Origin of the sequence: Microbacterium paludicola, assembly GCF_015235415.1 — a bacterium.
GTDB classification, from domain to species: domain Bacteria; phylum Actinomycetota; class Actinomycetes; order Actinomycetales; family Microbacteriaceae; genus Microbacterium; species Microbacterium paludicola.
The window spans coordinates 19193-36452 of the sequence record NZ_JADGLL010000026.1 but is presented as its reverse complement, the minus strand read 5'-3'; the positions used below and the strand labels follow the sequence as shown (position 1 = coordinate 36452).

Below are 17260 nucleotides of genomic sequence, written 5' to 3'. Positions count from 1 at the left end.
CGCTCCGGCTGCGAAGCCCGCCGCCACGCCCCGCGGATTCGCCCTCTACGTGGGCCTCGACGAACTGAAGGCCGCCGCCGACGGCGTCAGCCTGCCGGTGCTCGTCGACGCTCTGCGTCGCACGCTCGCCGAGCTCGCCCCGAGCGCCGAGACCTACGCCGCCGTCGCCCTCGCCCCACAGCACGCCGGGGGACGCGACGTCGACGTCGTGCGCCTCGCCCTGCACGAGCCCGGCGCCGTCGCCCGCACCAAGACCGAGTCGGACGAGCAGGCCGAGGCCGCCCGCGGCGTCGTCGTGGACATCTCGCGCAAGCGCGTCGTGATCGACGGCGAGTCGGCCGGCCTCACCTTCAAGGAGTTCGAGCTGCTGCAGTACCTCGTGCTGCGCGAGGGCCGCACGATCGAGCGCGGCGAGCTCGTCTCCTCGCTCTGGGACGCGAACGACGCGGACGCCCCCGGCGAGCGCACGATCGACGTGCACGTCCGCCGCCTGCGCTCGAAGCTCGGCGCGTTCCAGGACATCGTCCGCACCGTCCGCGGCGTCGGCTACCGCTTCGACCGCCACGCGGATGTCTCGGTGCGCTACGGCTCGGGCGCCCCCTCGCCGGACCGGTTCTGATTGTCAGGGGCACGACGTAGCGTGAGCGTGTGATCCCGTCCGCTGCGCTCGAATCGCGCATCGCCGTGCGCGAGCGCGACCCGCGGCCCAACCCGGGCCCACGGCTCGAGACGGTGTACCGGCCGGCGCGGCCCCTCGCCCTGTACGCAACGGTCGCGGTGTTCCAGCGCGGCCCGGGCGACCCCGCCCAGGCGTGGCACGCCGGCGTGATCTGGCGGGCGGTCCGCACACCGCACGGAGTCGCAAGCCTCGCGCTGCGGCAGATGGGCGACGGATCCGTCCGCGCCGCCGCCTGGGGACCGGGACGCGAATGGGCGATCACGCAGGCCCCCGCGCTGTGCGGCGCCGAGGACGACGACGCCGACTTCGACCCCTCGCTGCATCCGCTGATCGCCGACTCCCACCACCGCCACCCCGGCCTCCGCCTCGGCCGCGGCGACCTGCTCTTCGACGCCCTCGTGCAGTCGATCACCGAGCAGAAGGTCACGGCGATCCAGGCCTTCGCCGCCTGGCGCCGGCTCGTCACGTGGTACGGCGAGCGCGTCCCCGGCCCGACGCCGAAGCCGATGTTCGCTCCCCCGACGATCGACGGCTGGCGGCGCATCCCCTCATGGGCGTGGCACCGCGCGGGCCTCGAGCCGCCCCAGAGCCGCACGATCGTCGAGGCCGCCCGCCGCGGCGACTCCCTCGTCCGCGCGGTCGAGACATGCCCGGCCGACCGGCGCGAGGCCATCCTGACGTCCCTGCCCGGCATCGGCCCGTGGACGGCCGCCGAGACCCGGATCCGCGCGTTCGGCGACCCGGACGCCGTGAGCGTCGGCGACTTCCACCTCGCGCACCAGGTGGGCTACGCCCTCACGGGCAGCCGCGTCGAGGACGACGGAATGCTCGAGCTGCTCGCGCCGTGGGCGGGGCAACGGCAGCGCGCGATCCGGTACATCCTCGCGTCCGGGGTGAGCGAGCCGCGCCGTGCCCCGCGCCTTCACCCCGAGGACCACCGCGCCCGTTAAGGCACAACCAGCACCTTTCCGCGGGCGCGGCCCGCGTCGAGATGCTCGAACGCCGTCACCGCGTTCTCCAGCGACCACGTGCTGTCGACGATCGGCCGCACGGCCCCGGAGGCGAGCAGGGTCCCGAACTCCGCGAGGTACTCGGCGGGATTCGGCTTCCAGAACATCGTGCCCATCCGCGTTCCCGTGAGGCGGCCGACGAGCGGCGCGAACAGCACGTACGACGCGAACGAGCCGAGCCGCCGCGCGATCAGCGAGTACCGCCCACCCGGCGCGAGGCACCGCCGCATCGCGAGCGGGCCGCGCGTATCGGCGATGTCGAGCACCACGTCGAAGCGGCGGCCCCAGCGCGTGATGTCGACGGCCGCGTAGTCGACGACCTCGTCCGCGCCCGCCGTCCGCATCAGGTCGAACTTCGCGGACTCATCCACTCCCGTGACGTGCGCGCCGCGCGCCTTCGCGAGCTGGATCGCGAACGGCCCGACGCATCCGCCCGCGCCGTTGATCAGCACGCGCTCCCCGGCGCGGATCGGCCCCGCCGGCTTCAGCCCCTGCAGCGCGAGCAGGCCGGAGTGCGGCACCGTCGCGGCATCGGCAACCGAGACCCCGTCCGGGATCGGGTGCAGGGCGACCACCGAGACGCACACGTACTCGGCGAGGGCTGCGTGCCCCTGGTCGAACAGATCCGCCCACACCCGATCTCCCGGGCGGAGCCCGGTCACGCCCTCGCCGACCTCCACGACCTCCCCCGCGAGATCCAGCCCCATTCCGCCCGACTGTCCACGCCGGAGCCCGTACCCGATGCGGGCGATGCGCGGTCGGCCGTACAGCAGGTCGAGGTCGGCGGTGTTGAGCGAGCTCGCCCGCACGCGCACAAGCGCCTGCCCCGGGCCCGGCCGCGGCGTCGCGACCTCGCGCACGGCGAGCACCTCGGGCCCGCCGTACCTCTCGCGCTGCAGCGCCCTCATCGCCGCGCCTGCACGGGAGCGCGCCGCAGCAGCAGGAAGTCGTCGACGCCGAACACGGCGGCGACGGTCCGCTCCGCGCGCGACAGCAGGGGCGCGACGTGCGCGCGCGAGACGACCCGCGGATCCGTCACGGCGTGCACGCCGCCGTCCACCTCGACCTCGGCCTCGCCCGCCGCGAGCACGTTCTTCAGCCAGTCGGGGGTGCGCCCGTACGGCAGCATCACGAACCACCCGTCGCCCGTGGGGCTGAGCCCGATGGGCGTGCGGAAGGCGGTCCCGGATCGCCGCCCGCGATGCCGGATCACGTGCGTCGACTCTCCGGGACCGCCCGCCGTGCGCAGCACAGCCCGGTTGAAGTGGTCACGCCCGAGGCGGCGCACGAACCGCAGCCCCGGCTGCCACTTGAGCCGCATCGACAGGACGAGCCCCGCCAGCAGCAGGACGACGAGCGCGACGACCGCGCCCCCGATCCCGAGAATCCACGCCCGCATGATCCGCTCCCTTCCGCGAACAGCCTTACTGCGTAAGGTATCCATACAACGTAAGGGAGACAAGGGGCACGGCCTAGAATCTGAGCACCATGACCGATACGACCGTCCGCGCGGCCCTCAGCCGCGACCGGATCCTGCAGACCGCCGTTGCCCTCGCCGACCGCGAGGGCATCGGTGGCCTGACCATGCGCGGCCTCGCGGCCGAGCTCGGCGTCGAGGCGATGTCGCTGTATCACCACGTCGCGAACAAGGAGGCCCTGCTCGACGGCCTCGCCGACGCGGTCGCGGCGGAGATGCAGGATGCCGTCGCCGCGCTCGAGGCGACCGGCGACTGGAAGCACGACCTGCGCGGACGGATCCTGACCGCGCGCGAGGTGATGCTGCGCCACCCGTGGGCGCCGGGCGTCTTCGAGAGCCGTACGAGCTTCGGCCCCCACATCGTGCGCTACACCGACGCGCTCGTCGGGCTGATGCGCAGCGGCGGGATGTCGCACGACCTCGTCCATCACGCGATGCACGCGCTCGGCAGCCGCGCCTTCGGCTTCACGCAGGAGCTGTTCGATCCGGCCGGGTCGGCCGACGAGGACGCCTCGCCCGAGCTGCTTATGCAGATGGCCGCCGAGGCACCGAACCTCGTCGAGATGCTCGCGCACATCGCGCACGACGACCCCGGCTCGACCCTCGGCTGGTGCGACGACCAGTCGGAGTTCGAGTTCGGCCTCGACCTGCTGCTCGACGGGCTCGAGCGTCGCGCCGAGCGCGAGCGCCTAGCCTGAGACGCATGTGGCTCATCCTGCGCAGCGTCGCGGTGCTCGTCGTCGGCGCGATCCTCGGCGCCGTGTACCTGCAGAACGTGTGGCTCGGGCTGCTGATCGGCCTGCTCGTCTCGCTCGGGCTCTTCCTCGCCTTCGAGGCGCGCAAGGGCGACAACCCGGGGCGCGACGAGTACGACGACGGATCCCGGCTGTAGCCGCTCGCGTCAGTAGTAGACGGCGAGCGGCCCGGCCGGGCCCTCGATCACCCGCACGGGCGTCTCGAACACGCGCGTCAGCACGTCGTCGGTGAAGATCTCGTCGGGCGTGCCGAACTCGACGACCCGGCCGTCCTTGACGGCGCAGATCCGGTCGGCATAGTGCCCGGCGAAGTTGATGTCGTGCAGCACGATCACGATCGTGCGGCCGAGCTCCGCCGCGGCACGATGCAGGTGCTGCATCATCTGCACCGAGTGGCGCATGTCGAGGTTGTTGAGCGGCTCGTCCAGCAGCACGAACTCCGTGTCCTGCGCCAGCACCATCGCCACGTACGCCCGCTGCCGCTGCCCGCCCGACAGCTGATCCAGGTACCGCCCCTCCAGGTCGCCGAGGTCGAGGAAGTCGATCGCGCGGCTCACGATCTCCTCGTCGGCCACCGTCAGCCGTCCCTTGGAGTACGGGAACCGCCCGAAGCCGACGAGCTGGCGCACGGTCAGCCGCGTGATGAAGTGGTTCTCCTGGCGCAGGATCGACACGATCCGCGCGAGATCCTTCGACGCGGTCGTGGCGACGTCGTAACCGGCGATCTCGATCGTGCCGGAGTCGATCCCGAGCAGGCGCCCGATCATCGTCAGCAGCGTCGACTTGCCGGCGCCGTTCGGCCCGACAAGGGCGGTGATGCCGCCCGCCGGGATCTGCAGGTCGACGGGGCCGATCGCGACCTCGCTGCTGTAGTCCTTGCGCACCTGGCTGAGGGAGATCACAGACGGCCCTTCCGGAGGATGACGATGAGGAACAGGGTGCCGCCGACGAGCTCGATGATGATCGAGACGACGCCCTGCGCGTAGAACACGTTCTTCATCACGAAGTACGCGCCCGACAGCACGACGAAGCCCGTGAGCGCCGCGACGGGGAAGATCAGGCGGTGGTCGAACGTGTCGGCAAGCTGGTACGACAGCGTCGCGACGAGGAAGCCGAGGAACGTCATCGGCCCCACGAGCGAGGTCGACACGGCCATCAGGATCGAGACGAGGAACAGCACGCTCATCGTCTCGAAGCGGTGGTTCAGGCCCACGCCGATCGCCGCCTCGCGCCCCAGGGCCAGCACGTTCAGCCGGTCGGCCCGCGCCCACAGCAGCGCGGCCGCCACGACGCACAGCGGGATCGCGACCGGGAAGTACGCGGGATCGGCGTTCGAGACCGATCCGAACAGGCGCGCCGACAGCACATCGAACTCGCTCGGCGTGAGCAGCCGCTGCATGAACGTGGACACGGATCCGAGCCCGCCGCCGATCACGATGCCGATCAGCAGCATGATCGGCAGGTTCGCGTAGCGGCCCGACAGCAGCCAGCCGTACAGCGCGAGCGACAGCCCGACCATCAGCGCGACCTGCAGCATGAACTGCCCGAGCCCTTGGATCGCCACGACGCCCGCGGCGCCGAGGAAGTACACGGCCGAGGTCTGCACGGCCACGTAGAGCGACTCGAAGCCCATGATCGACGGCGTGATGATGCGGTTGTTCGTCGCGGTCTGGAAGCTGACGGTCGCGATCGCCTGGCACACCGCCACGACCGCCATCGTGGTCACGGCTGTGCCGCGCAGCTCGGCGATGCGCCAGAAGCCGTCCGAGCCGACGGGCATCGGGTTGCCCCACGCGAGCAGGCCGAAGCCGAATGCGGCCGCGAGCACGATCAGCGCGCCAAGCACGATCGTGTACCGGCGGCGGGCGCGGGCGGTGGGCAGCGATCCCGAGCGGCGCTCGCGTGCGGGGGCGGCGATGGCGACGTCAGCCACGGCGACGCTGCCGCAGAAGCAGGGCGATGAAGACGACCGCGCCGACCACGCCGAGGATCAGCGACACCGGCACCTCGAACGGCATGATGATGATCCGCCCGATCAGGTCGCACACCGTGACGACGCCGATGCCGAGCAGGCACACCCACGGCAGGTTGCTGCGGAGGTCGTCGCCGCGGAGCATCGACACGATGTTCGGCACGATCAGCCCCAGGAACGGCAGGCTGCCGACGACGACCGTGACCACACCGGTGGCGATCGCGATCAGCGCGGTGCCGATCAGCACGATCCGGTTGTAGTTCAGGCCGACGTTTGTCGAGATCTCCTCGCCCAGGCCCGCGACCGTGAACCGGTCGGCCGCGATGAACACCGCGATCACAACCAGCAGCACGATCCACAGCGCCTCGTACTGGCCGCGCAGCACCGACGTGAAGCTGCCCGCGAACCACACGCCGAGGTTCTGCAGCGTGTCGGTCTGCAGCGCGATGAAGGTCGACACGGATCCCACGACCGCGCCGAGCATGATGCCGACGATCGGCACGATGAGCGACGAGCGCAGCGACACGCGCCGCAGGAACAGGAAGAACACCATTGTGCCGACGAACGCCGCGACGATCGCGCCGGTCATGCGGGGCACGATGCCCGCCTGCGGCGCGATGATCATCACGGTCAGCAGCCCGAGCCCCGCCCACTCGGTCGTGCCTGTGGTGGTGGGCTCGACGAAGCGGTTCTGCGTGAGCAGCTGCATCACGAGCCCGCACATCGCCATGGCGGCGCCGGCGAGCACGAGCGCGACCGTGCGCGGGATGCGCGTGATCGCGAACATCTCCGAGCCGTCGTCGGCACCCACGACGTCGTACACGCCGGTGAACAGCGACAGCACGAGCAGCGCGGCGACGACCACGACGCCGATCAGCAGCGTCGGGTCGAAGAGCCGTCCCGCGGGGCGCGAGCGCACCCGAGGGGCGGAGGTGGTGGTCGTCATGGGGAAGGCTCCGGATCGCCGGGTCGGGACACGTGCGGATGCGGGCGGCAGGGCCATGCCGGCCCCGCCGCCCGCGGCTCAGGACACCGAGGTCACTCGGCGCCCTCGAACGCGTCGGCGAGCTCGTTGAAGAACTCCGTGTACGTCTGGATTCCCTCGTTCGTGTAGGTGTCGGCGGGCATGTAGATCACGTGCTCCTCCTGGATCGCCGTCACGCTCTTGAGCGCCTCCGAGTTCTCGAGGATGTCGGAGGCCGGCTCGTACGCCGGGTCGTCCGCCGCGACGGCGGCGTCGCGGTCCATCACGAGGATCCAGTCGGGGTTCGAGTCCGCGATCGCCTCGACCGAGATGTCGTCGCCCTGGTGATCGTCCGTTGCGCCCTCGACCTCGAGCGCGGGCGTCAGGCCCAGCAGATCGAACACGGGGCCGAGCGTGCGGCCGACGCCCGGCGCGATGTAGCCGACCTCGCCGCCCGAGGTGTTCACGGCCATGACGGTCTCGCTGTCGTCGTACGCCGCCTTGGCGCGGTCGATCGCGGCCTGGAGGTCGGCGACAAGCTGCTCCGCCTCGTCCTGCTTGCCGAAGATCTCACCCAGCGCGGTCACCTGGCGGGCGAGCTCGGCGTCGAGCGGCTCGCCGTCGCGCGGGTCGAGCTCGAGCACGGTGGCGTCGGGCGCGAGCGAGGCGAAGTCGTTGTGGTACTGCGCGAAGCGCTGGCCGTTGATGATCAGGTCGGGCTCGACGGCGACGACCGCCTCGAGGTCGGGCTCGCGGTGGTTGCCGAGGTCGATGATCGAGTCGTCGGTCGCGTACGGGATGGTCGACGGCATGAGAGCGACCGCCGCGGCACTGAGCTCGACGCCCCAGTCGGCGAGCGTCTCGAACGTGCGGTTGTCGGTCGCGACGACGGAGTCGAGCGGAAGGTCGATCGTCTGCACGCCGTTGTTGTCCTCCACCTCCACCGTGGTGGGCTCGGCGGCGGGCTGCTCGGCGGCCGTCTCGGCCTCGGCCGCGGGCGAGGCGCACGCCGCGAGCGTGAGGGCCGAAGCGGCGAGCAGCGCCAGGCCGGCGAAGGGCCGGACGACGAGCGGGCCCGGGGGCGTCGATCGGAGTGCAGACATGGACATGCTCCTATCCAGAGCGCGGTATCAGCCGCGGTCTTTCGGGTGTGGGGATCGGCCGGGGCACACATTAAGGGCCAGGTAAGGCGACCCTAAGCCCGGCGTGGAAAGGTTAGCCTAACTCTCATGACGGATGCGACTTCGACCCCGACGACCTTCACGCTCGAGCGGGAACCTCTGGAGCTTCGCTTCCGGTTCTGCACCCTGACCGCCCGAGAGTGGATCACTCCCGGCTACGTCCGCGTCCGCGTGGAGGGCGCCGACCTCGTGGGCTTCGGATCGACCGGACACGACGACCACATCCGGATCTTCCTTCCGGACCCCGCCGCGCCCGCACCGACCACGGTCGAGGAGATGCGCGCCCAGCCGAGCCGGGAGTTCACTCCCCTGTACTGGGGCGTCGACGGCGACACGGGCTGGCTCGACCTCGAGTTCGCGGTCCACGGCGACGAAGGCGCGGCCGGCGTGTGGGCGGCGTCCGCTCCCCTCGGCTCGGCGATCGGGGTCGGCGGACCGCGCGGCTCGATGCGCATCAGCGGCACGCCGGATGGCTGGCTGCTCGCGGGCGACGAGACGGCGATCCCGCAGATCCGTCGTTACGCGGCACTGATCCCGGATGGCGCCCCCGCCACGATCCTGATCGAGGTCGCGGACGCCGACCACGAGGTGCAGATCGAGACGTCGGCACCGGTCGAATTCGTCCACCGCGGCGACGCTCCCGCGGGATCGGCGCTCGCTGCCCGGCTCGAGGCGATCACCGCCGACGACCGCCCGGCGGGCGACGTGTTCGGCTTCGTCGCGGCCGAGCAGGGAATCGTCCGGGCGGGACGGGCGCTGCTCGTCGACCGCTGGGGCCTGTCGGCCGACCGCGTGGTCGTGAAGGGCTACTGGAAGCGCGGCGAGTCGGAGTACCACGCCCCGCACGGTCCGGGCGCCCGCTGACCCGCGCGGGTCAAGCCCCCAGACACGCCCGGGGCGTGCGGAGCACAATGGCGGCATGACCACCAAGACCAGCACCGCACGGCGGAACGTCTCACCCCTCGCCAAGGTCGCCCTCGCGCTCGTCGGCCTCGTCCAGATCGGCCTTGCCCTGGCGGCGTTCTCCGACCTGTGGGCGCGCCCCGCGACGCAGGTCAGGATGACCAAGCCCGCGTGGATCCCGATCATCCTGATCAACTGGATCGGCCCGCTCGCGTACTTCGTCGGCGGCGTCAAGCGCTGAGCGCGCACCGCCGCCTCGTGGCAGGGTGAAACGCATGCGCATCGCTGTCACGGGGTCATCGGGGAAGCTCGGATCGGTCGTCGCGCGCGAGCTGCGCGCCGCGGGACACCGGGTGGTCGGGTTCGACCGCGTCGGCGCGCGCGACCGCGACTTCGTGCAGGTGGATCTGACCGACTACGGACAGGTCGTCGACGCGCTGACCGCGGTCGGCGACACGCACGACGGGTTCGACGCGCTTGTGCACCTCGCGGCGACCCCCGCCCCGGGCCTGGCGCCCGACGTGGCCACGTTCCACAACAACATCGCCACCACGTTCAACGTGTTCTGGGCCGCGACGCGAATCGGGATCGACCGGATCGTCTACGCCTCGAGCGAGACCGTCCTCGGCCTGCCGTTCGATGTGCCGCCGCCCTATGTGCCGGTCGACGAGGAGTATCCCGCGCGCCCCGAGTCGGTGTACTCGCTGGTGAAGCACCTCGAGGAGCAGCTCGCGATCGAGCTCGTGCGCTGGAACCCCACCCTGTCGATCACCGCGCTGCGGTTCTCGAACGTGATGTGGCCGGAGGACTACGCCGCGTTCCCGTACGACGCCGATCCGCGCGATCGGAAGTGGAACCTGTGGGGCTACATCGACGCCCGCGACGGCGCCCAGGCCGTCGCGCGCGCCCTGGAGACCGCGCCGGCCGGATTCGACCGCTTCATCATCGCGGCGGCGGACACCGTGACAACGCGCCCGAACGCCGAGCTGCTCGCCGAGGTCTTCCCCGACGTCCCCGTCACCGGCGAGGTCGGCGAGAACACGACGCTGCTGTCGATCGACAAGGCGCGGCGCCTGCTTGGATACGAGCCGGCGCACAGCTGGCGCGACGAGAAGTGACCGCGCGCCCAGAAGTGACACCACGACCACAAGCGACAGCGAGACAAGAAGCGACAGCGAGACAAGAAGCGACCGCGAGACGAGGAGAGAAGTGAGCCTGTTCCGCACGAAGTCAATCGAGCAGAGCATCGCCGACACGGCCGAGCCCGAGCACGAGCTGAAGAAGAACCTCGGGGTCTTCGACCTCATCCTGTTCGGCGTCGGCGTCTGCGTCGGCGCGGGCATCTTCGTGCTCACCGGCCACGCCGCGGCAACGAACGCCGGCCCGGCCATCGCCCTGTCGTTCCTGATCGCCGGCGTCGCATGCGCCCTCGCCGCCCTCTGCTACGCCGAGTTCGCCTCGACCGTGCCCGTCGCCGGAAGCGCGTACACCTTTACCTACGCGACGCTCGGCGAGCTGCTCGCGTGGATCATCGGCTGGGACCTGATCCTCGAGTTCACGGTCGGCGCCGCCGCACTGGCGACGTCCTTCAGCCAGTACCTCGCCGTGGTGCTGGAGGGAACCTGGTTCGAGATCCCGGCGGCGATCGGCACGGTCGAGGACGGCTTCGTCAACCTGCCGGCGGGCCTGCTCATCCTGGGTCTCACGTTCGTCGTGATCGGCGGCATCAAGCTCTCCAGCCGCCTGAACCAGCTGATCACCGGCCTCAAGGTGCTCGTTGTGCTCGCCGTGGTCGTGGTGGGCGCGTTCTTCGTGAAGATCTCGAACTGGATCCCGTTCGTACCTCCGGCCGAGGCGCCCGCCGGAGACGCCGGCGGCAGCGCGCTCCACCAGCCGATCGTGCAGGGCATCTTCGGGCTCGAGCCCAGCGTGTTCGGGCTCGGCGGCGTCGTCGCGGCGGCGGCGATGGTGTTCTTCGCCTTCATCGGCTTCGACGTGGTGGCGACCACCGCCGAGGAGACCCGCAACCCGCAGCGCGACCTTCCGCGCGGCATCCTCGGCGCGCTCGCGATCGTCACGGTGCTGTACATGGCGGTGTCGCTCGTGATCACCGGCATGCAGAACTACCGCGACATCGACCCCGAGGACGGCGCCCCGCTCGCGACCGCGTTCGACGGCGTCGGCCTGCCGATCATGGGCGACCTCATCGCGATCGGCGCGTGCATCGGCCTCATCGTCGTGGCGATGATCCTGTTCATGGGCCAGACCCGCGTCGCCTTCGCGATGGCGCGCGACGGCCTGCTGCCGAAGAGCCTCGCCAAGACGCACCCGCGCTTCCGCACGCCGTACCGGATCACCCTCATCGCCGGCGTGATCATCGCGCTCCTCGCGGCGTTCGTGCCGCTGTCGACGCTCGCCGAGCTCGTCAACATCGGCACGCTCGCCGCGTTCGTCCTGGTCTCGATCGGCGTGATCGTGCTGCGCCGCACGCGGCCCGACCTGCCGCGCGCGTTCGAGGTGCCGTGGGTGCCGGTGGTGCCGATTCTGTCGGCCGTGATCTGCCTGTACCTGATGCTGAACCTCACGCTCGAGACGTGGATCCGGTTCCTGGTCTGGCTCGCGATCGGCGTCGTCGTGTACTTCCTGTACTCGCGTCGCCACAGCCGCCTCGGCATCCAGGAGCGCGAGACGGCGGCCCGCCGGGACTGACCCGCGGGCCGGATGATCGATACCGACACGCGGGCATCGTGACCCTTGCCAGGGCGTCGGCGACCGGGCGAGACTGAACCCCGTCCACCCGAAGACACCCGCCGTCAGGAGTCGCCGTGCCCGTGCTCAATCCCTACCTGACCTTCCGCGACACCGCGCGCCAGGCGATGGAGTTCTACCAGTCGGTGTTCGGCGGCGAGCTCGAGATCGAGACCTTCGGCGACAGCGAGCTCGACCACCACCCCGACGACGCAGACCTCGTCCTCCACGCCGTGCTCGAGACGCCGGATGGAATGGTGCTGATGGCCAGCGACACCCCCTCCGGCGTGCCGTACGACGGCCCCGGCGGACATTCGGTGTCGATCAGCGGCGACGAGGAGGAGGACCTCAGCGAGTGGTGGGAGGCGCTGTCGGAGGGCGGCTCGATCACCCTGCCCCTGTCCGAGCCCGACTGGGGTGGCCTGTTCGGGATGTGCACCGACCGCTTCGGCGTGAAGTGGATGATCTCGATCCTCGACGAGGAGGACCTGGACGAGGACGACGAGGATCTGGACGAGGACGACCTCGACGACGAGGATCTCGACGACGAGGAGTGATGCGGCGAGGAGTGACGCGGCCCGCGCCGCCGGGCTCTAGAACTCCTCGTGCGTGAGCGGGTCGCCGTCCCACAGGCGGCCGCGCTCGAGCGCCGAGATCGCCTCGACGTGGTCGTCGTCGAGCGTGAACCCGAAGACGTCCGCGTTCTCGCGCTGGCGATCCGGATCCGCCGACTTCGGGATCGGCGTCGACCCGAGCTGCACGTGCCAGCGCAGCACGACCTGGGTCGGGCTCACCTGGTACGCCTCGGCAAGATCGCGGATCAGCGGCTCGGTCAGCAGCTCGCTGCGGCGGGCGAGCGGGCTCCAGCTCTCGGTGCGGATGCCGTGCTCGGCGTGGAAGGCCCGCAGCGCTCCCTGCGGGAAGTAGGGGTGAAGCTCCACCTGGTTCACCGCGGGGGTGACGCCGGTCTCGTCGATCAGCCGCTGCAGCATCTCCTCCGTGAAGTTCGAGACGCCGACCGAGCGGACGAGACCCTCGTCGCGCAGGGCGATCATCCCCTTGAAGGTGTCGACGTACTTGTCGACGCGGGGGTTCGGCCAGTGGATGAGCAGCAGGTCGATGCGCCCGAGGCCCAGGGTCGCGTTCGACTCGCGTCCGCTGGCGATCGCCTCGTCGTAGCCGTGGTGGCGCCCGGGGATCTTGGTGGTGACGATGAGCTCGTCCCTGCCGATCGCGCCCTCGGCGGTGACGCGACGGACCGCCTCGCCGACCTCGCGCTCGTTTCCGTAGTTCACCGCGGTGTCGAGCACGCGGTAGCCCGAGCGGATTCCCGCCTCGATCGCGGCGATGCCGTCCTCGTCGGTGAGCTTGTAGGTGCCGAGACCGAGCTCGGCGAACGACGTGCCGTCGTTGAGGGTGATCGCGGGGATGTCGATGCGTGCGTCGGAGCCGGCCATGTGATCGAGCCTAATGCGACCCGCGCCGGGGCGCCCTGGGGCGACGCGGCCGGACGGTGTCAGCCGCGGGCGACGACGCCGCAGCGGTCGTCACCGGGAGCGGCTCCGCTTGCCGCGTGCTCGAGCAGCCCGCACAGCAGGTCGCGCTGCTCGGGAGCGAGCCCCGACAGCAGTTCGGCCTCAGCCTCGGCGACGCGCTCGTCGAGCTCATCGAGGACGCCGCGTCCGACCTCGGTCACCACGATGCGGCGGGCGCGGCGATCGGCCAGGTCGAGCCGGCGCTCGATCAGGCCGGCGCGCTCGAGGTCGTCGAGGACGTAGGTCATCACCGTGCGGTCGATGCCGAGGCGCGCGGCCAGCGCACCCTGCGTCGGCGGCTCCTCGTGTGCGCTCATCGCGAGCACCTGGTAGCTGCGCTCTCCGTGCGGGAGATCTTCGGCGACCGCACTGACCCGCGCCTTCCACTCGCGTAGCAGAGCCGTGAGCGACCAGCCGAGCATCGACCGGCTCGGCGCGGTGCGCGCAGGGATCCGATCGGTGGCGGCCATCCCCCGAGTCTACCGGAATAGGATGGTCAACAGATGAGTTGTCAAGCAGATGATCTGTCAGACAGAACGTTAGGAGAGGGATCCGGATGCCCGACTACGGCCAGGAACTCAGGTTCGGCTCGTTCCTCACCCCCACGAACGCCGACCCGCAGCAGCCGGTGCGGGTCGCCCAGGTCAGCGAGCAGGCGGGGCTCGATCTCGTGACCTTCCAGGACCACCCGTACCAGCCGTCGTTCCTCGACACGTGGACGCTGCTGAGCTGGGTCGCCGCCTCCACCTCGCGCATCACCGTCTCGGGCAACGTCCTGAATCTGCCCCTGCGCCAGCCCGCGGTCCTCGCGCGCTCGGCCGCCTCGCTCGATCTGCTCTCGTCCGGGCGCTTCGCCCTCGGCCTCGGCGCGGGCGGCTTCTGGGACGCGATCGAGGGGATGGGCGGCACCCGCCTCACCCCGGGCGAGGGAGTGACGGCGCTCGGCGAGGCGATCGAGATCATCCGCGGGATCTGGGACGCCGGCAACCGGCGTCCCCTGCGGGTCGACGGCCGGTTCCATGCGGTGAAGGGGGCGAAGCGCGGCCCCGCGCCCGCGCATGACATCCCGATCTGGCTCGGCGCCTACAAGCCTCGGATGCTGCGCCTCACCGGCACGTCGGCGGACGGCTGGCTGCCCTCGCTCGCGTATCTGCAGCCGGGCGACCTGCAGCGCGGAAACGCGGCAATCGACGAGGCGGCGGAGAAGGCCGGACGAAGCCCGGCCGAGATCACGCGGCTGCTGAATATCGGGCCCCAGGGCGACACCGGCCGCTGGATCGAGGAGCTCGTCCGCTTCGCGCTCGACGACGGCATCTCGACGTTCATCGTCGCGAGCGATGACCCCACGACGCTTCAGACGTTCGGCGAGGAGGTCGCCCCCGCGGTGCGCGAGGTCGTGGCCCGCGAGCGCGCCGGCCGAGGCACGGTCGCCGCGACGGCCCGCCGGGGCACCGCCGCCCTTGCCGCCCGCCGCGAGGAAATCGACTACGACGCCGTGCCCGCCTCACTCGCGGCGAGCGCGGTCGAGCCGGGCGATCGCGGCTACGCGGACGTGCGCCACAACTACCTGCGCTCGGGAAGACCCGGCCTTGTGCTGCTCCCCTCGACCCCGGCGGAGGTGGCGGAGGCGCTCGGCTACGCCCGCGCGCAGGACGTGCCGCTCGGTGTGCGGTCGGGAGGCCACGGCGTCAGCGGCAGGTCGACGAACGACGGCGGCGTCGTCATCGACCTGCGGAAGCTGTCGGCGATCGAACCGCTCGGCGGCGCCATCGGGGACGGCCGGCGGATCCGGATCGGCGCGGGCGCGACCTGGGGCGAGGTCGCCACAACGCTCGCGCCCCTCGGTCTCGCGATCAGCTCGGGCGACTACGGCGGGGTCGGGGTCGGCGGGCTCGCGACAACCGGCGGCATCGGCCTGCTCGGTCGCGCGTACGGCCTCACCATCGACCACGTGCGGGCCGCCGAGATCGTCACCGCGGACGGACGCATCCTGCGCGCGAGCGAGGACGAGCATCCGGATCTCTTCTGGGGCCTGCGCGGGGCCGGCGGCAACCTCGGCATCGTGACGGCGCTCGAGATCGACGCGATGCGGCTCGGGGACGTCGTGTACTCGCAGATGGTCTACGACGCCACCGACACCGCGGGCCTGCTCGAGCGCTGGGGCGCGGCCGTCGAGGCGTCACCCCGCGAGCTGACGAGCTTCCTGATCCTTCCGCCGGTGCGCCCGGGTCAGCAGGCGGTGGCGCAGCTCATGACGATCTTCGCGGGCGACGACACGGCTGCGGCGATCACGGCGCTCGAGCGGCTCGCCGATGCCGGGCCCCTGCTCGACCACAAGGCGTATGTGCTGCCGTACTCGGGCGTGGTCCAGCCGGGCGACCGGCACCACCAGGGCGGCGGCGACCCGGTCTCGCGCACGGGCCTCGTCGAGCACCTCGATCAGGCGACGGCGCGCGCTTTCGCCGACCTGGCTCGATCCAGCGCGGCGTACTTCCTGCAGGTGCGCGCCACGGGCGGCGCCGCGCATGACCTCGCCCCCGACGCGACGGCCTACCCGCACCGGCACCAGAACTTCCTGCTGACGGCGCTCGGCCGATCGCACGCGCAGCTCGATCCGGTCTGGGACGCGGTGGTCGCGCCGCACACGGACGGCCTCTACCTGTCCTTCGACACCGACGTGCGCCCCGAGCGGCTCGTCGACGCGTTCGGGGCGAACCTGCCGCGCCTGCGCCAGGTGAAGCGGGCCTGGGACCCGGACAACGTGTTCCGGGCGAACTTCCCCGTCGATCCCGCGGGTCACTGACCCCGCAGCTGCAGGATCGCGTCGAGCAGCGCCTCGGCGACCTCGCGCTTCGTGCCGGATGCCTGCGCGACGACGGCATCGTCCGGGCCGATGATCGAGACCGAGTTGTCGGGACGCTCGAAGCCCGCCTCCCAGCCCACCTCGTTGACGACGAGCAGGTCGGCGCCCTTGCGGCGGCGCTTGCGGATGCCGCGCTCGATCACCGTCTCGTCCGCGGTGGGCATCTCGGCCGCGAACCCGACGATCGTCTGCCCGTCGCGGCGGGAGGCCGCGATCCCCTTGAGGATGTCGGCGTTCTCGACGAGCTCGAGGGACGGGGCGCCGTCCTCCTTGGCGAGCTTGTGGTCGGCCACGTTCGCGACGCGGTAGTCGGCAACGGCCGCGGTCATGATCACGACGTCGGCGTCACCCGCGAGTTCCGTCATCCGCTCGCCGAGGTCGGCCGCGGTGCCGGCATGGGCGATCCGGATGCCGTCGGGCACGGTCGCGAGCACACCCTCCTCCACGTGCGCGGCGACGAGGGTGACGTCGGCGCCGCGGTGTGCCGCGGCGAGCGCGACAGCGATCCCCTGCCGGCCGCTCGAGCGGTTGCCGATGAAGCGCACCGGATCGATCGGCTCGCGCGTGCCGCCGGCGGAGACGACGAGGCGCAGCCCCGCGAGGTCGCGCACGCCTTCCAGCAGCCGCACGACCTCGGCGTGGATCGCGGCGGGCTCGCTCATCCTGCCCGGTCCGCTGTCGGTTCCGGTCAGCTGGCCGCTGTCGGGCCCGATGAGCCGCACGCCGCGGGACTGCAGCGTGGCGATGTTCGCCTGCGTCGCCGGGTGCTGCCACATCTCGGTGTGCATAGCCGGGGCGATCAGCACGGGGGCCTTCGTCGCGAGCAGCGTCGTGCCGAGCAGGTCTCCCGCGAGGCCCGCGGCCATCTTGGCGATCGTGTTCGCCGTCGCGGGGGCGATGACCACGAGGTCGGCCGACTGCCCGAGCGCGACGTGCCGCACCTGGGCGACGTCGTCGTGCACGGAGGTCGTGACGGGGTGGCGGCTGATCGCCTCCCACGTCGGCGCCCCGACGAAGCGCAGCGCATCCGCCGTCGGCACAACGTGCACCTCGTGTCCGTCGCCCACCAGCAGCCGCACGAGCTGCACGGTCTTGTACGCGGCGATCCCGCCGGTCACCCCCACGACGATGCGGTGCGCTGAGCCTGCCGAAGTGTTCATGCGGCCAGTCTTC

General features: G+C 71.3%; 19 protein-coding genes. 10 read left to right on the top strand and 9 right to left on the bottom strand.

Annotated elements, in window-relative coordinates:
- Together IR155_RS10890 and IR155_RS10885 are read left to right on the top strand one after the other, a co-directional pair.
- Positions 1 to 619 (top strand): winged helix-turn-helix domain-containing protein (locus IR155_RS10890; protein WP_135114858.1); only part of this gene is annotated, 619 nt, incomplete at its 5' end.
- A 29-nt stretch (positions 620 to 648) separates the two neighbouring features.
- Positions 649 to 1629: a DNA-3-methyladenine glycosylase family protein gene (locus IR155_RS10885; protein WP_135114857.1), complete on the top strand. Its 981-nt coding sequence runs from the start codon at positions 649 to 651 to the stop codon at positions 1627 to 1629.
- On the opposite strand, the gene IR155_RS10880 is transcribed toward IR155_RS10885, so the two are convergent.
- Together IR155_RS10880 and IR155_RS10875 are read right to left on the bottom strand one after the other, a co-directional pair.
- Positions 1626 to 2597: an NAD(P)-dependent alcohol dehydrogenase gene (locus tag IR155_RS10880; protein ID WP_135114856.1), complete on the bottom strand. Its 972-nt coding sequence runs from the start codon at positions 2595 to 2597 to the stop codon at positions 1626 to 1628. The two genes, IR155_RS10885 and IR155_RS10880, sit on opposite strands and share 4 nt — an antisense overlap.
- Positions 2594 to 3088 (bottom strand): nitroreductase family deazaflavin-dependent oxidoreductase, encoded by a 495-nt coding sequence (locus tag IR155_RS10875; protein WP_167760764.1) that lies wholly within the window; start codon positions 3086 to 3088, stop codon positions 2594 to 2596. Before IR155_RS10875 ends, IR155_RS10880 begins: the two co-directional genes overlap by 4 nt.
- A gap of 89 nt (positions 3089 to 3177) precedes the next feature.
- Here IR155_RS10875 and IR155_RS10870 point away from each other — a divergent pair, with 89 nt between their 5' ends.
- Both IR155_RS10870 and IR155_RS10865 read left to right on the top strand, forming a co-directional pair.
- Positions 3178 to 3864 (top strand): TetR/AcrR family transcriptional regulator, encoded by a 687-nt coding sequence (locus IR155_RS10870; protein ID WP_135114854.1) that lies wholly within the window; start codon positions 3178 to 3180, stop codon positions 3862 to 3864.
- A gap of 5 nt (positions 3865 to 3869) precedes the next feature.
- On the top strand, positions 3870 to 4058 hold the full coding sequence (locus IR155_RS10865) for a hypothetical protein (protein ID WP_135114853.1): 189 nt from the start codon (positions 3870 to 3872) through the stop codon (positions 4056 to 4058).
- A 9-nt stretch (positions 4059 to 4067) separates the two neighbouring features.
- Here the strand turns inward: IR155_RS10865 and IR155_RS10860 are convergent, their stop codons facing one another.
- The 4 genes from IR155_RS10860 to IR155_RS10845 form a co-directional block, all read right to left on the bottom strand.
- The gene (locus tag IR155_RS10860; protein ID WP_135114852.1) at positions 4068 to 4823 is read right to left on the bottom strand and encodes an iron ABC transporter ATP-binding protein; all 756 of its coding nucleotides are present in this window, start codon (positions 4821 to 4823) and stop codon (positions 4068 to 4070) included.
- Positions 4820 to 5854 (bottom strand): iron chelate uptake ABC transporter family permease subunit, encoded by a 1035-nt coding sequence (locus IR155_RS10855; RefSeq protein ID WP_135114851.1) that lies wholly within the window; start codon positions 5852 to 5854, stop codon positions 4820 to 4822. The genes IR155_RS10860 and IR155_RS10855 overlap by 4 nt, the downstream gene beginning before the upstream one ends.
- Positions 5847 to 6839 (bottom strand): ABC transporter permease, encoded by a 993-nt coding sequence (locus IR155_RS10850; protein ID WP_135114850.1) that lies wholly within the window; start codon positions 6837 to 6839, stop codon positions 5847 to 5849. Before IR155_RS10850 ends, IR155_RS10855 begins: the two co-directional genes overlap by 8 nt.
- A gap of 92 nt (positions 6840 to 6931) precedes the next feature.
- On the bottom strand, positions 6932 to 7960 hold the full coding sequence (locus IR155_RS10845) for a siderophore ABC transporter substrate-binding protein (RefSeq protein ID WP_135114849.1): 1029 nt from the start codon (positions 7958 to 7960) through the stop codon (positions 6932 to 6934).
- 126 nt (positions 7961 to 8086) lie between these two features.
- Between IR155_RS10845 and IR155_RS10840 the strand changes: the two genes are divergently transcribed.
- The 5 genes from IR155_RS10840 to IR155_RS10820 all read left to right on the top strand — a co-directional run bounded on the left by IR155_RS10840 (position 8087) and on the right by IR155_RS10820 (position 12246).
- Complete coding sequence (locus IR155_RS10840) at positions 8087 to 8902, top strand: siderophore-interacting protein (protein WP_135114848.1); 816 nt, start codon at positions 8087 to 8089, stop codon at positions 8900 to 8902.
- Between the two features lie 55 nt (positions 8903 to 8957).
- Positions 8958 to 9182 (top strand): PLDc N-terminal domain-containing protein, encoded by a 225-nt coding sequence (locus tag IR155_RS10835; RefSeq protein ID WP_135114847.1) that lies wholly within the window; start codon positions 8958 to 8960, stop codon positions 9180 to 9182.
- A gap of 34 nt (positions 9183 to 9216) precedes the next feature.
- Positions 9217 to 10059 (top strand): NAD-dependent epimerase/dehydratase family protein, encoded by an 843-nt coding sequence (locus IR155_RS10830; RefSeq protein ID WP_135114846.1) that lies wholly within the window; start codon positions 9217 to 9219, stop codon positions 10057 to 10059.
- A gap of 91 nt (positions 10060 to 10150) precedes the next feature.
- Positions 10151 to 11650 carry an amino acid permease gene (locus IR155_RS10825; protein ID WP_135114845.1) on the top strand — a complete coding sequence of 500 codons (1500 nt, stop codon included), beginning with the start codon at positions 10151 to 10153 and terminating at the stop codon, positions 11648 to 11650.
- A 116-nt stretch (positions 11651 to 11766) separates the two neighbouring features.
- Positions 11767 to 12246 carry a VOC family protein gene (locus tag IR155_RS10820; protein ID WP_135114844.1) on the top strand — a complete coding sequence of 160 codons (480 nt, stop codon included), beginning with the start codon at positions 11767 to 11769 and terminating at the stop codon, positions 12244 to 12246.
- A gap of 36 nt (positions 12247 to 12282) precedes the next feature.
- Here IR155_RS10820 and IR155_RS10815 read toward each other — a convergent pair whose 3' ends face one another.
- Together IR155_RS10815 and IR155_RS10810 are read right to left on the bottom strand one after the other, a co-directional pair.
- Complete coding sequence (locus IR155_RS10815) at positions 12283 to 13146, bottom strand: aldo/keto reductase (protein ID WP_135114843.1); 864 nt, start codon at positions 13144 to 13146, stop codon at positions 12283 to 12285.
- A gap of 59 nt (positions 13147 to 13205) precedes the next feature.
- Entirely contained in the window at positions 13206 to 13694 is a 489-nt protein-coding gene (locus tag IR155_RS10810; protein WP_135114842.1) for a MarR family winged helix-turn-helix transcriptional regulator, read from the bottom strand.
- Between the two features lie 86 nt (positions 13695 to 13780).
- Between IR155_RS10810 and IR155_RS10805 the strand changes: the two genes are divergently transcribed.
- The gene (locus IR155_RS10805; RefSeq protein WP_135114841.1) at positions 13781 to 16027 is read left to right on the top strand and encodes an LLM class flavin-dependent oxidoreductase; all 2247 of its coding nucleotides are present in this window, start codon (positions 13781 to 13783) and stop codon (positions 16025 to 16027) included.
- Here the strand turns inward: IR155_RS10805 and coaBC are convergent.
- Positions 16021 to 17247, bottom strand: coding sequence for a bifunctional phosphopantothenoylcysteine decarboxylase/phosphopantothenate--cysteine ligase CoaBC (gene coaBC / locus IR155_RS10800; protein ID WP_135114840.1), 1227 nt, complete (start codon positions 17245 to 17247; stop codon positions 16021 to 16023). The genes IR155_RS10805 and coaBC overlap by 7 nt on opposite strands.
- Between the last annotated feature and the right edge of the window lie 13 nt (positions 17248 to 17260).

Coding starts and splice junctions, on each gene's coding strand:
- IR155_RS10880 (WP_135114856.1), bottom strand. CDS start 2,597: ATGAGGGCGCTGCAGCGCGAGAGGTACGGCGGGCCCGAGGTGCTCGCC.
- IR155_RS10875 (WP_167760764.1), bottom strand. CDS start 3,088: ATGCGGGCGTGGATTCTCGGGATCGGGGGCGCGGTCGTCGCGCTCGTC.
- IR155_RS10870 (WP_135114854.1), top strand. CDS start 3,178: ATGACCGATACGACCGTCCGCGCGGCCCTCAGCCGCGACCGGATCCTG.
- IR155_RS10865 (WP_135114853.1), top strand. CDS start 3,870: ATGTGGCTCATCCTGCGCAGCGTCGCGGTGCTCGTCGTCGGCGCGATC.
- IR155_RS10850 (WP_135114850.1), bottom strand. CDS start 6,839: ATGACGACCACCACCTCCGCCCCTCGGGTGCGCTCGCGCCCCGCGGGA.
- IR155_RS10845 (WP_135114849.1), bottom strand. CDS start 7,960: ATGTCTGCACTCCGATCGACGCCCCCGGGCCCGCTCGTCGTCCGGCCC.
- IR155_RS10840 (WP_135114848.1), top strand. CDS start 8,087: ATGACGGATGCGACTTCGACCCCGACGACCTTCACGCTCGAGCGGGAA.
- IR155_RS10835 (WP_135114847.1), top strand. CDS start 8,958: ATGACCACCAAGACCAGCACCGCACGGCGGAACGTCTCACCCCTCGCC.
- IR155_RS10830 (WP_135114846.1), top strand. CDS start 9,217: ATGCGCATCGCTGTCACGGGGTCATCGGGGAAGCTCGGATCGGTCGTC.
- IR155_RS10815 (WP_135114843.1), bottom strand. CDS start 13,146: ATGGCCGGCTCCGACGCACGCATCGACATCCCCGCGATCACCCTCAAC.
- IR155_RS10810 (WP_135114842.1), bottom strand. CDS start 13,694: ATGGCCGCCACCGATCGGATCCCTGCGCGCACCGCGCCGAGCCGGTCG.
- IR155_RS10805 (WP_135114841.1), top strand. CDS start 13,781: ATGCCCGACTACGGCCAGGAACTCAGGTTCGGCTCGTTCCTCACCCCC.
- coaBC (WP_135114840.1), bottom strand. CDS start 17,247: ATGAACACTTCGGCAGGCTCAGCGCACCGCATCGTCGTGGGGGTGACC.